A 12379-nucleotide genomic window follows, 5' to 3' on the forward strand; every position below is an offset into this window, starting at 1 on the left:
CATGCGCCTCACCAAGTTCACCCACTCCTGCGTCCGCCTGGAACGGGAAGGTCTCGGCGTCCTGGTCATCGACCCCGGCGCCTGGAGCGAGCCCGAAGCGCTGCGGGGCGCGGACGCGGTCCTCGTCACCCACGAACACGCCGACCACATCGACGTCTCGCACCTGCGCGGCCTGGACATTCCGGTGTACGCCCCCGAGGGCGCCGCGCTGCCCGGCCTCCCGGACCTCCCCGTCACCGAGGTCGGGCCGGGCGACGCCTTCACCGCCGCCGGCTTCCGCGTCACGGCCCACGGCGGCGTCCACGCCCCCATCTACGGCGACCTCCCGGACTGCGCCAACCTCGGCTATCTGATCGAGGACGCCGTCTACCACCCCGGCGACTCGTTCCACACCCCCGACGCCCCGGTCGAAACCCTGCTGGTCCCGCTGCACGCCCCCTGGATGCGCATGAGCGAGGCCATCGATTTCACCCGCGCCCTCCGCCCGGAACGCGCCCTCGGCATCCACGACGCCCAGCTCAACTCCCGCGGCCTGGCCAGCGCGAACGGCTGGCTGGCGGAACAGGGCACGGCGAACTACCGCTACCTCGAACCGGGTTCACGGCTCTGACGGCGCGGCCGACAGGGCCGGCGGAGTGCCTCCGGGGCACGGCGTCCCCGTGACCGGTGAAATCGCCCCAGTGCTTCCCGGGGGCCGGCCACCGGGCCGGTCCCCGCCCCGGCGCGCATGACATGCGCCTTACGCCGCGATCCCTAAGCTCGGCCCATGCCGAACCCCGCGACCGACTGCTACCCCTGCGCCCAGGAGGCCCGTCTCCCGGACGCCCCGCCCCGGGAACGCGTCGCCCGGGACGAGCACTGGCGGGTCGTCCTCGCCTTCAACTCCGCGCTGCCCGGCTGGCTCGTCCTGCTGCCCCGGCGGCACGTCACCGCCGTCCACGACCTCACCGACGCCGAGGCCGCCTCCCTCGGCCTGTGGCAGGTGCGGCTGTCGCGGGCGCTGCGGGAGGTCACCGGGTGCGTGAAGTCGTACGTGGTCCAGTTCGCCGAGGCAGAGGGCTTCGGGCACGCCCACTTCCACGTCGTGCCCCGCATGGCCGCCCAGCCCGCCGACCGGTGCGGGCCCGCCGTGTTCGGGTACCTGGCCCGGCCCGAGGCGGAGTGGGTGCCCCCGGAGCGGTGCGACGAACTGGCCGGACTGCTCGCCCGCACGCTCGAAGGCTAGCTAGGGCAGCAGTCCCGCCCGGCGGGCCGCCACCACCGCCTCCAGCCTGGTGTGCGACCCCAGCTTCCGCATCGCGGACCGCAGATAGCCCTTCACCGTCTCCGGCCGCAGCCCCAGCTTCTCGCCCGCCGCCGCGTTCGTCGCGCCCGAGGCCACGCACACCAGCACGTCCGTCTCGCGCGGGGTGAGCACCACGTCGTACCCGGTCGGCTCCCCGTCGCGGCACGTTCCCGCCAACCTTCCGCACACGGCGAGGAGTTCCGCCCGGAGCTCCGGGTCCACGATGCGCGGCGCGAGCGCGCGCAGCTCGCCGTGCGCCTCCCGGACCTCCTCCCACGCACCGGCCCCCGCACCCGGTTCCCGCGCCACCTCCAGCAGGCGGCGCACCTCGTCCCGTACCGCGAGCGACTGCTCCACCTCGCGCGCCGCGTCCAGCACCGCGCCCGCCGCCCGGTCGCCGAGGGACTGCGGGGTGCGCAGGGCCGCGTACAGGACGCCGCGCACCCGCCGCCGCACGATCACCGGCACCGCGATCACCGAGCGCAGCCCCTCCGCGGTGACCGCCGCGTCGTACTCGTGACTGATGTGCCGCGAGGAGAGGTACTCGGTGACCGCGCACGGGCGTCTCAGCGCGATCGACTTGCCGCCGAGCCCGATGCCCGAGGAGACGAGCAGCCCCTCCAGGGCACGGGTGGAGGCTCCGCTCAGCTCCGCGATGCACAGCTCGGCCGGCCCGGTCAGCAGCCCGCCGAACGCGACCGGGACGCCGGTGACCCGCCGCAGCCGCAGCAGCGCGGCCCGCATCTCGGCGGCGTGCGCCCCCGAAGCACGGCCCGGGTGACGCCGCCCCGCCCCGGACATGCCGGAAACGTCCCTCACGTGCGCTCCCTTCCACCCCCGTTCGGGGGTAGTGAGATCCAGGCCACTGGAACAGGATGTTAGCGACCAGGGCCGACACAGGGAGAGCACGATGCGGACGCCGATGACCATCTCCGACTTCCTCGACCGCGCCGAGCTGGGATTCGCCTCCAGCCCCGGCGTGATCGACGAACCCCGCCAGCCCGCGCCGCCCGTTCCCACGTCCACGTACGGCGAACTGGCGACCCGGGTGCGCGCCTGGCAGGCCGGGTTCGACGCGCTCGGCGTCGGCGAGGGCGAACGGATCGCCGTCGTCAGCCACAACTCGGCGCGGCTGCTGGAGCTGCTGTTCGCCGTCCCGACGAGCGGACGGATCTGCGTGCCGATCAACTTCCGGCTGAAACCGGAGGAGATCGCCTACATGGTCCGCCAGAGCGGTGCCCGGGTGCTGCTCGTCGACCCCGAACTCGACGACGTGCTCAGCGGGGTGAAGGCCCGTCACCGTTTCTTGCTCGGCGAGCAGAGCGACACCGAGCTGATGCGGTACGGAGTCGAGCCGCGCCCCTGGTCCCGGCCCGACGAGGACGCCACCGCGACCATCAACTACACCTCGGGGACGACCGCCCGCCCCAAGGGGGTGCAGCTCACCCACCGCAACATCTGGGTGAACGGGCTGACCTTCGGCCTGCACACCCGCGCCTGGGAGCGCGACGTCTACCTGCACACCCTGCCGATGTTCCACTGCAACGGGTGGGGGATGCCGTTCGTCATGGCCGGGCTCGGGGCCAAGCAGGTCGTGCTGCGCAAGGTCGACGGCGCGGAGATCCTGCGGCGGGTGCAGGAGCACGGGGTGACGCTGATGTGCGGCGCGCCCGCGGTCTGGAACGCGGTCCTGGACGCCGCCGCGTCCTGGGAGGGCGAGATCCCGGGCCGCGACCGGGTCCGGGTCGTCTGCGCGGGCGCCCCGCCGCCCACCCGCACCATCCGGCGCATGGGCGAGGAGCTGGGCTGGGAGTTCACCCAGATCTACGGCCTCACCGAGACCTCCCCGCTCCTCACCTTCAACCGTGCCCGGCCCGCCGACGAGGCCCTGCCCGCCGAGGAGCGCGCCCGCAAGCTGTCCCGGGCGGGCGTTCCGGCCCTCGGCGTGAAGCTCCGGGTGGCCGAGTCGGGCGAGGTGCTGGCCCGCTCCAACGTCGTACTGGACGCGTACTGGGAGAAGCCGGAGGAGACGGCGGAAGCCCTCGCCGACGACTGGTTCCACACCGGCGACGGCGGCTTCCTCGACCCGGACGACGGCCACCTCACGATCTCGGACCGCAAGAAGGACGTCATCATCACCGGCGGCGAGAACGTCTCCTCGATCGAGGTCGAGGACGTCGTCTTCAGCCATCCCTCCGTCGCCGAGGTCGCCGTCATCGGCGTTCCGCACGAGAAGTGGGGGGAGACCGTCAAGGCGCTGGTCGTCCTCGCGGAGGGCGCGGACGCCGACGAGGCCGCCATCATCGCCCACTGCAAGGAGCGGATCGGCGGCTACAAGGCCCCGACGTCGGTGGAGTTCCGGTCGGAGATCCCGCGCACCGCCACCGGCAAGATCCAGAAGTTCAAACTGCGCGAACCGTACTGGACGGGCCTGGACCGGGAGGTCAACTGAGATGCGGGAGAAGGGAATTCACGCTTCGGCGCCCGGCCGGGAGCCGCTGTCGTACGCCCATGGAACCGGCTCCGCCCCCCTCACCGGCGACACCATCGGCGCCAACCTGCTGCGCACCGCGGCCGCCTTCCCCGACCGGGAGGCACTCGTCGACGTGCCGTCCGGCAGGCGGTGGACGTACCGGCAACTGCGCGCGGACGTCGACGAGCTGGCGCGCGGACTGCTCGCCCGGGGCGTCGGGAAGGGCGACCGGGTCGGCATCTGGGCGGTGAACTGCCCGGAGTGGACCCTGCTCCAGTACGCCACCGCCCGCATCGGGGCGATCCTGGTGAACATCAACCCCTCCTACCGCTCGCACGAGTTGGCGTACGTCATCGACCAGGCGGGCGTCTCCCTCCTCGTCGCCTCCCGCACGCACAAGAGCAGCGACTACCGGGCCCTCGCCGCCGAGGCCGCCGGCCGCTGCCCGAGCCTGCGCTCCGTCCACCACATCGGCGACCCGAGCTGGGACGCGCTCCTCGCGGACCCGGCCGGGGAGGCCGAACTGGAGGCGCGCGCCGCCGAGTTGTCCTGCGACGACCCGATCAACATCCAGTACACCTCCGGCACCACCGGCTTCGCCAAGGGCGCCACCCTCTCCCACCACAACATCCTCAACAACGGCTACTTCGTCGGCGAGACCATCGGCTACGACGAACACGACCGCATCTGCCTGCCGGTGCCCTTCTACCACTGCTTCGGCATGGTCATGGGCAACCTCGCCGCCACCTCCCACGGGGCCTGCGTCGTCATCCCCGCCCCCTCCTTCGACCCCGCCGCCACCCTGCGCGCGGTCCAGGACGAGCGCTGCACCTCCCTCTACGGCGTCCCCACCATGTTCATCGCCGAGCTGAACCTCCCCGACTTCGCCGCCTACGACCTCTCCACCCTGCGCACCGGGATCATGGCCGGTTCCCCCTGCCCGACGGAGGTCATGAAGCGGGTCGTCGCCGAGATGCACATGGCGGAGGTGTCCATCTGCTACGGCATGACCGAGACCTCGCCCGTCGCCACCCAGACCCGGCGCGACGACGACCTCGAACGCCGCACCGGCATCGTCGGCCGCGTCCTGCCCCACCTGGAGGTCAAGGTCGTCGACCCGGCCACCGGCGCCACCGTGCCCCGCGGCTCCTCGGGCGAACTCTGCACCCGCGGCTACAGCGTGATGCTCGGCTACTGGGACGACCCCGGCCGGACGGCCGAGGTCGTCGACCCCGCCCGCTGGATGCACACCGGCGACCTCGCCACGATGCGCGAGGACGGCTGCGTCCAGATCGTCGGCCGCATCAAGGACATGATCATCCGCGGCGGCGAGAACGTGTACCCGCGCGAGATCGAGGAGTTCCTCCACGCCCACCCGAAGATCGCCGACGTCCAGGTGGTCGGCGTCCCCGACGCACGTTACGGCGAGGAGATCCTGGCCTGCGTCGTGCCGCGGGACCCCGCCGACCCCCCGACCCGGGACGAGATCGCCGCCCACTGCGAAGGCAGGCTCGCGCACTACAAGATCCCGCGCCGGGTCGAGGTCCTGGACGCCTTCCCGATGACCGTCAGCGGCAAGGTCCGCAAGGTGGAACTCAGGGAGCGGTACGGAAGCTGAGGCCCACCGGCCCCGCTCCCTCGCGGCGCATGCACACCCGCGGCCAGCGGTCGAGGCCCATCGACGCCTCCTCGGCGACGATCTCCCGCAGGCCGTGGGTGAGTTCGGCGTCGGCGAGGGTGCGGAAGCCGAGGCGTGCGTAGTACGGGGCGTTCCACGGGACCCGGGCGAAGGTCGTCAGGGTGAGGGCGGGAAGGCCCGACTCCCCGGCGAGACGGGAGATCAGGGCCCGGCCCGCGCCCTGGCGGGCGAGGCGCGGATGCACGGACACCTGGTCGATGTGGGCCGCGCCGTCCACCTCCTGCCAGATGAGGTACCCGCCGGGGACATCGGACGGGTCGGTGAACACCCAGGCGCGGGCGTCGAGTTGATAGAGCGTCAGGAAATCGAGCGACGGCGGGTCGTCGTCGGCGACCTCCGTCATGCCGATGTCCCGGAACGGCTCACCGGCCGCCCGTTCGATCTCCTGGAGCAGGGGCAGCTCGGCGGCCCGGGCGAGCCGGATCGCGGAGCGCGCCCCGACGGGCACGGGCCGCGTCCGCGGCCGGGGGCGAAGTGCTGACATGGGTCGAGTATCGCGCGGACGCCGGGGGCGCACCCGCTTCCGCCCGGCGGTTTTCCCGTCCCGTCAGCCGCCCGCCGGGCCCGTGCTGCTGCCCGCCAGGTCGTCGGCGGCGCGGGTGGCCGGTTTCGGGGTGCCGGTGAGGTCGAGGACGAACAGCGGGACGCCCAGTTCCTCCGCGCGGGCCCGGGCCGCCGGCTCGTACCCCGTCAGGGAGAAGAAGACCGCGACGGCCGACTGGTTCAGCCCGTGCAGCCACAGGCACTCCACGTCGCGCAGCGTGGACGGCTCCGTGCTCGGGTCGACCTGCGCGACCAGGCCGGGCGCCCGCAGGTCGATGCCCGACGCCGGGTGCTCGGGGGACTGCAGGATGCCCCGGAAGCCGAGCCACTTCAGGTAGAGCGCGGCCGCGGTGACGGCGTCCCGGGCGGTGCGGATGGTCAGCGGGCGGAAGGGCGGGCGGGAGGCGCGGGAGCGCTCCCGCGGGGCGTCGGGGTCCGCCTCGCGGTCCGCCGCACCGGCCAGGACCTCGTCCGTGCGGAGCGGCTCGGGGCGCGTCACCGGGGGCCCGGCGGCCCCGGCTGCCGGGGGCACGGTCGGGGCGGGGCGGACCGGGATGCGCAGCACCGCGCCGCAGCCGCAGCCCAGCTCCGGTTGCGGCCACTGGTCGGTGCGGCCGCAGGCGGGGCAGCGGACCGTCACCCAGGAGTCCGTCCAGGTCCGGTGCGTGATGGGCTGCGCCGGCGCGCCGCGCTGGAGCGGCGGGGCCAGCGGCGCGCCGCACGCGCAGGGGAAGACGGGCGGTTCGTACGCGTGGTCACGGCGGCAGGCGGGGCACCGCACCGGCACGCTGCTTCCCATGGGGGGACCTCCGGAACGTCGCGTCCGGCGGGCACGTCCGGCGGTGCGCGACCGGGCGTGAACGCAGGAACGCAGGAACGACTGATGCGCTGTGTCACTCCATGGTCACACCAACTGTGAAGCCTTGGCAGGTACTTCACGTCTTTTCCGCCGACGTTTCGGTCCGTGGACCCCTCCGTGCGGCCTTCCCGGTTTCCGGCGTGCCCCTTTGTGCGGTCCGCCATGCGCGCCGCTCCCGTTCCGTGGACTCCTCCCTTGACGGCGGCACCTCCGCATCCTATGTTGCTTCCACATAGCAGAACAGTTATTCCGCATTACGGAAACCCGGCCTGAAGCACAGGAGTGACCCGATGCCCCGTATGACCGCCGCCCTCGCGGCTGTTGAGATCCTCAAGCGCGAAGGCGTCAGCCACGCGTTCGGCGTGCCCGGCGCGGCGATCAACCCCTTCTACAAGGCCCTCCAGACGGGCGGCGGGATCAAGCACACGCTCGCCCGCCACGTCGAGGGCGCCTCCCACATGGCGGAGGGCTACACCCGCAGCAACGCCGGCAACATCGGCGTCTGCATCGGTACGTCGGGCCCCGCCGGCACCGACATGATCACCGGCCTCTACTCGGCCATCGCGGACTCGATCCCGATCCTGTGCATCACCGGCCAGGCCCCGGTCGCGAAGCTCCACAAGGAGGACTTCCAGGCCGTCGACATCGCCTCCATCGCCAAGCCGGTCACCAAGAAGGCCACCACCGTCCTGGAGGCCGCGCAGGTCCCGGGCGTGTTCCAGGAGGCCTTCCACCTGATGCGCTCCGGCCGGCCGGGACCGGTCCTCATCGACCTGCCGATCGACGTGCAGCTCACCGAGATCGAGTTCGACCCCGAGACGTACCAGCCGCTGCCGGTCTACAAGCCGGTCGCGACCCGCCCCCAGGTCGAGAAGGCCCTCTCCTTCCTGCTGGAGTCCGAGCGCCCGCTGATCGTCGCCGGCGGCGGCGTCATCAACGCCGACGCCTCCGACCTGCTGCTGGAGTTCGCCGAGCTGACCGGCACGCCCGTCATCCCGACCCTCATGGGCTGGGGCATCGTCCCCGACGACCACGAGCTCAACGCCGGCATGGTGGGCCTGCAGACCTCGCACCGCTACGGCAACGCGAACTTCCTGGAGTCCGACTTCGTCCTCGGCATCGGCAACCGCTGGGCCAACCGCCACACCGGCGACCTGGCCGTCTACACCGAGGGCCGCAAGTTCGTCCACGTCGACATCGAGCCCACCCAGCTCGGCAAGATCTTCGCGCCGGACTACGGGATCGCCTCCGACGCCAAGGCCGCCCTGGAGCTCTTCGTCGAGGTCGCCAAGGAGCTGAAGGCCGCGGGCAGGCTGCCCGACCGCAGCGCGTGGGCCGCCTCCACCCAGGACCGCAAGGCCAAGCTCCAGCGCCGTACGCACTTCGACAACGTGCCGCTCAAGCCGCAGCGCGTGTACGAGGAGATGAACCGCGCCTTCGGCCCCGAGACCCGGTACGTCACCACCATCGGCCTCTCGCAGATCGCCGGCGCGCAGATGCTGCACGTCTACAAGCCGCGCCACTGGATCAACTGCGGCCAGGCGGGCCCGCTCGGCTGGACCATCCCGGCCGCGCTCGGCGTCGCCACCGCCGACCCGGAGGGCCAGGTCGTCGCGCTCTCCGGCGACTACGACTTCCAGTTCATGCTGGAGGAGCTGGCCGTCGGCGCGCAGCACCGGATCCCGTACGTCCACGTCCTGGTGAACAACTCCTACCTGGGCCTCATCCGCCAGGCCCAGCGGAACCTGGACATCAACTTCCAGGTCAACCTGGAGTTCGAGAACATCAACTCGCCGGAGCTGGGCGTCTACGGCGTCGACCACGTCAAGGTGGTCGAGGGCCTCGGCTGCAAGGCCATCCGCGTCACCGAGCCGGACCAGCTGCTGCCCGCCTTCGAGGAGGCGAAGAAGCTGGCCCAGGAGTTCCGGGTGCCGGTCGTGGTCGAGGCCATCCTGGAGCGCGTCACCAACATCTCGATGAGCGGTGCGGGCATCGACGCCGTCAACGAGTGGGAGGACGTCGTGACGGAGCCGGGGCATGCGCCGACCGCGGTGCGGCCGTTCGTGGGGCAGTAGCGCACAGCACGCGCCCTTGAAGGGGGCCGGTACGCCATGGTGGCGTGCCGGCCCCCTTCGCGTTGCGTTGCCGGGGGGTGAGGTGGGGCGGGGCGGGGTGCGCCGGCCGGGGGACCGGCGGGGCCGGGGGCCGTGACCGGCGGCCATGGCGGGACCTGTGGCCGGGGGGGAGGGGCGCGGCGGTGAGGGGGTGGAAGCCGGTGGGGAGGGGGCGGGACGGGGGTGGGCCGGGAGCGGGAGGGGCCGCCCCCTTGCCCGCCCTCCCCCGAGCTCTCGGCTTCGCTCGAGCAGGGGGTACCCCCTTCGCCCCCTCGGGGCGGCCCCGTCGCCCAAGGAGGCGGGGGCGACGGGCGGCTGCGAAAGCCCGAGGGGGCGGGGGTGGCAGGGCGGCTGAGACGTCCGAGGGGAGGGGGGCGGCGGGGTGGCTGCGACGTCTGAGGGGGCTGGGCGGTGAGGCCGCCGGGCGGTGGTTGTCCTTGGCCAAGGGGGCCGGGGCCGGAAGCTGAGCGGCGGGCTCGGAAGGTGGGGGCACGGCGAAGGGCGCGGAGTACGGGACCGTCCGTACTCCGCGCCCTGGTTCGGCACACGTGCAACCTCGTGCGAAAGAGGCCGCGGTGGGGGCGATGAGCCGCCGCGCGCTCCTTCTCTCAGGTCAAGAAGGAGAGACGCGCCGGCCTTCACCACCGCACTGGCTCACCCGCCACCGCGGGCCCCGTATCGGTCCTTGCCGCCGGCCACCCCTCATTTCGGGCCGGCGGCAAGGACAGCGGTCGGGGCCTGACCTCCCGTCAGACCCCTTCCGCAGTCAGGGAACTACTGGTCCTCACGCAGGCTGCGAACAGCCTCTTCGACGCGCTTGCCGTACTCCGGGTCGGCCGCGTGGAAGTGCGCGAGGTTCTTCTCGATCACGTCGTCGCGGGAGACCTGGGAGAGGCCGCCGGCGATGTTGGCGATCAGGCGGTCCTTCTCGTCGGACGACATCAGGCGGTAGAGCTCACCGGCCTGGAAGAAGTGGTCGTCCTTGACGTGCTGGGCGTAGGCGTAGGTGCCCGTCCAGCCGGAGACCTCGGCCGGGGCGCCCAGCGGGGCGTCCGTCTGCGCGGGACCGTCGTACGAGTTGGGCTCGTAGTTCTTGTCGTGGCGCGAGCCGTAGCGGGTGGCGTAGAAGCCGTCCCGGCCGTAGTTGTCGGCCGGCGCGTTCTTCGGCGCGTTCACCGGGAGCTGGGTGTGGTTGACGCCCAGGCGGTAGCGGTGCGCGTCCGCGTAGGCGAACAGGCGGCCCTGGAGCATCTTGTCCGGGGAGGCCGTGATGCCGGGAACGAAGTTGTTCGGCGAGAACGCGGCCTGCTCGACCTCGGCGAAGACGTTGTCCGGGTTGCGGTCCAGGACCAGCCGGCCCACGCGCTGCAGCGGGTAGTCCGCGTGCGGCCACACCTTCGTGACGTCGAAGGGGTTGAAGCGGTAGTCCGCGGCCTCGGCGGCCGGCATGACCTGGACGTACAGGGTCCAGGACGGGTTGACGCCGCGCTCGATGGCCTGGAGCAGGTCCGTCTGGTGCGAGTTGGCGTCCTTGCCCGCGATCTCCGCGGCCTGGTCCGAGGACAGGCAGCGGATGCCCTGGTTCGTCTTGAAGTGGTACTTGACGAAGAAGGCCTCGCCCTCGGCGTTCGTCCACTGGTACGTGTGCGAGCCGAAGCCGTCCATGTGGCGGTACGAGGCGGGGATGCCGCGGTCGCCCATCAGCCAGGTGATCTGGTGCGTGGACTCGGGGGAGTGCGCCCAGAAGTCCCAGACGTTGTCCGGTTCCTGCTTGCCCGTGAAGGGGTCGCGCTTCTGCGAGTGGATGAAGTCGGGGAACTTGATCGGGTCCTTGATGAAGAACACCGGGGTGTTGTTGCCGACGAGGTCGTAGTTGCCCTCTTCGGTGTAGAACTTCAGCGCGAAGCCGCGCGGGTCGCGGACCGCGTCCGCGCCGCCGAGGTTGTCCGCGACGGTGGAGAAGCGGATGAACGTCTCGGTGCGCTTGCCGACCTCGGAGAGGAAGTCGGCGCGGGTGAAGCCGGTGACGTCGTCGGTGACCTCGAAGTAGCCGTACGCACCGGAGCCGCGGGCGTGCACGACACGCTCCGGGATGCGCTCACGGTTGAAGCGGGCGAGCTTCTCCAGCAGGTGCTGGTCCTGGAGGAGGAGCGGGCCACCGACACCGGCGGAGGCGGAATTCTGGTTGTCGGCGACCGGGGCGCCTGACTCGGTCGTGAGCACACGCTTCGACATGGTGACCTTGGGACCTTCCTGCGGGATCTGCTGGCGGCGTGAGGAGCGTAAGTACGCGGAGAACGCGGCGTCAACAGTTTGTTGAATTTAAGGGTGGAGCACGTCTGGGACCCGGGCCGCGGCAGCGCCTGGGCGCGACAGGACAGGTGTCAGCGCTGCCGCAGCCCGGAGTTCGAGGGCGGCTTCACAGCGGAAGCCGCAGGTCAGGCCGTGGGGCCTGAGGGATTTCAGACCTGCTGGCCGGAGAGGCGCTCGACGGCGCGCAGCAGGGCCGAGTGGTCCAGGCCGCCGTCGCCCTGGGCGCGCAGCGAGGCGACCAGCTGGGCGACGACCGCGCCGACCGGAAGGGCCGCGCCGACGTTGCGGGCGGCGTCGGTCACGATGCCCATGTCCTTGTGGTGCAGGTCGATCCGGAAACCGGGCGCGAAGTCGCGGTTGAGGAAGTTGTCCTTCTTGCGGGTCAGCACGGTGGAGCCGGCCAGACCGCCGTTGAGGACGTCGAGCGCGGCCTTCAGGTCCACGCCGGACTTCTCCAGGAAGACCACGGCCTCGGCGCACGCCTGGATGTTGACGGCGACGATGAGCTGGTTGGCGGCCTTCACCGTCTGGCCCGAACCGTGCGGACCGCACAGCACGATGGTCTTGCCGAGGGCCTCCAGGACCGGCTTGGCGGAGTCGAAGTCCGCCTGCTCGCCGCCGACCATGATGGACAGCACGGCCTCGATCGCACCGGCCTCGCCGCCGGACACCGGCGCGTCCAGGACGCGGATGCCCTTGTCCTTGGCGGCCTTCGCCAGGTCGATCGAGGTCTGCGGGGTGATCGAGGACATGTCGATCAGCAGCGCGCCGGACTTCGCGTTCTCCAGGATGCCGTCCTCGCCGTAGGCGATGGCCTCGACCTGGGGAGAGGCGGGCACCATCGTCACGATGACGTCGGCGTCCCTGACCGCCTCGGCGATCGAGCCGGCCCCCTTGCCGCCGGCCTTGACCAGGCGGTCGATCTTGTCCTGCTCCAGGGTGTATCCGGTGACCTCGTAACCGGCCTTCAGCAGGTTCTCGGACATGGGGGAGCCCATGATGCCGAGGCCGATGAAACCGATCGTGGGAAGGGTGCTCATGAGGGTACTGCCTCTCTCAAAACGCGTGTCAAGAAGTTCCGTTGGCGCCCGCG

10 protein-coding genes are annotated in these 12379 nt (G+C 71.8%); 5 read left to right on the forward strand and 5 right to left on the reverse strand.

Annotated elements, in window-relative coordinates; translation table 11 throughout:
• Position 1: 1 nt before the first annotated feature.
• Positions 2-610, forward strand: coding sequence for an MBL fold metallo-hydrolase (locus ACZ56L_RS01890; RefSeq protein WP_471060457.1), 609 nt, complete (start codon positions 2-4; stop codon positions 608-610).
• Positions 611-766: 156 nt separating this feature from the next.
• Positions 767-1225, forward strand: a complete 459-nt coding sequence (locus ACZ56L_RS01895; RefSeq protein ID WP_471060460.1) for an HIT family protein — start codon at positions 767-769, stop codon at positions 1223-1225.
• Here ACZ56L_RS01895 and ACZ56L_RS01900 read toward each other — a convergent pair whose 3' ends face one another.
• A complete protein-coding gene (locus ACZ56L_RS01900; RefSeq protein ID WP_471061646.1) occupies positions 1226-2086 on the reverse strand; it encodes a response regulator transcription factor in 861 nt (286 codons plus the stop codon).
• 109 nt (positions 2087-2195) lie between these two features.
• On the opposite strand from ACZ56L_RS01900, the gene ACZ56L_RS01905 reads away from it, so the two are divergent.
• Together ACZ56L_RS01905 and ACZ56L_RS01910 are read left to right on the forward strand one after the other, a co-directional pair.
• Positions 2196-3737, forward strand: a complete 1542-nt coding sequence (locus ACZ56L_RS01905) for an AMP-binding protein (protein ID WP_471060463.1) — start codon at positions 2196-2198, stop codon at positions 3735-3737.
• 1 nt (position 3738) lies between these two features.
• On the forward strand, positions 3739-5376 hold the full coding sequence (locus tag ACZ56L_RS01910) for an AMP-binding protein (protein ID WP_471060466.1): 1638 nt from the start codon (positions 3739-3741) through the stop codon (positions 5374-5376).
• Here the strand turns inward: ACZ56L_RS01910 and ACZ56L_RS01915 are convergent.
• Together ACZ56L_RS01915 and ACZ56L_RS01920 are read right to left on the reverse strand one after the other, a co-directional pair.
• A complete protein-coding gene (locus ACZ56L_RS01915) occupies positions 5354-5941 on the reverse strand; it encodes a GNAT family N-acetyltransferase (protein WP_471060469.1) in 588 nt (195 codons plus the stop codon). The two genes, ACZ56L_RS01910 and ACZ56L_RS01915, sit on opposite strands and share 23 nt — an antisense overlap.
• Before the next feature lie 63 nt (positions 5942-6004).
• On the reverse strand, positions 6005-6799 hold the full coding sequence (locus ACZ56L_RS01920; protein WP_471060472.1) for a hypothetical protein: 795 nt from the start codon (positions 6797-6799) through the stop codon (positions 6005-6007).
• A 350-nt stretch (positions 6800-7149) separates the two neighbouring features.
• Between ACZ56L_RS01920 and gcl the strand changes: the two genes are divergently transcribed.
• Positions 7150-8934 carry a glyoxylate carboligase gene (gcl, locus tag ACZ56L_RS01925; protein WP_345217910.1) on the forward strand — a complete coding sequence of 595 codons (1785 nt, stop codon included), beginning with the start codon at positions 7150-7152 and terminating at the stop codon, positions 8932-8934.
• Positions 8935-9747: 813 nt separating this feature from the next.
• Here gcl and ACZ56L_RS01930 read toward each other — a convergent pair.
• Positions 9748-11208, reverse strand: coding sequence for a catalase (locus tag ACZ56L_RS01930; protein ID WP_345217912.1), 1461 nt, complete (start codon positions 11206-11208; stop codon positions 9748-9750).
• Positions 11209-11435: 227 nt separating this feature from the next.
• A complete protein-coding gene (locus ACZ56L_RS01935; RefSeq protein ID WP_345217915.1) occupies positions 11436-12326 on the reverse strand; it encodes a 2-hydroxy-3-oxopropionate reductase in 891 nt (296 codons plus the stop codon).
• Positions 12327-12379: the final 53 nt, after the last annotated feature.

Source organism: Streptomyces sp. NPDC039736 (assembly GCF_055596485.1).

Excerpts from the sequence above, each read along its gene's own strand:
- ACZ56L_RS01920 (WP_471060472.1), bottom strand. The coding sequence starts at position 6,799 with ATGGGAAGCAGCGTGCCGGTGCGGTGCCCCGCCTGCCGCCGTGACCAC.
- ACZ56L_RS01930 (WP_345217912.1), bottom strand. The coding sequence starts at position 11,208 with ATGTCGAAGCGTGTGCTCACGACCGAGTCAGGCGCCCCGGTCGCCGAC.
- ACZ56L_RS01900 (WP_471061646.1), bottom strand. The coding sequence starts at position 2,086 with ATGTCCGGGGCGGGGCGGCGTCACCCGGGCCGTGCTTCGGGGGCGCAC.
- ACZ56L_RS01905 (WP_471060463.1), top strand. The coding sequence starts at position 2,196 with ATGCGGACGCCGATGACCATCTCCGACTTCCTCGACCGCGCCGAGCTG.
- ACZ56L_RS01910 (WP_471060466.1), top strand. The coding sequence starts at position 3,739 with ATGCGGGAGAAGGGAATTCACGCTTCGGCGCCCGGCCGGGAGCCGCTG.
- ACZ56L_RS01915 (WP_471060469.1), bottom strand. The coding sequence starts at position 5,941 with ATGTCAGCACTTCGCCCCCGGCCGCGGACGCGGCCCGTGCCCGTCGGG.
- ACZ56L_RS01895 (WP_471060460.1), top strand. The coding sequence starts at position 767 with ATGCCGAACCCCGCGACCGACTGCTACCCCTGCGCCCAGGAGGCCCGT.
- gcl (WP_345217910.1), top strand. The coding sequence starts at position 7,150 with ATGCCCCGTATGACCGCCGCCCTCGCGGCTGTTGAGATCCTCAAGCGC.
- ACZ56L_RS01935 (WP_345217915.1), bottom strand. The coding sequence starts at position 12,326 with ATGAGCACCCTTCCCACGATCGGTTTCATCGGCCTCGGCATCATGGGC.
- ACZ56L_RS01890 (WP_471060457.1), top strand. The coding sequence starts at position 2 with ATGCGCCTCACCAAGTTCACCCACTCCTGCGTCCGCCTGGAACGGGAA.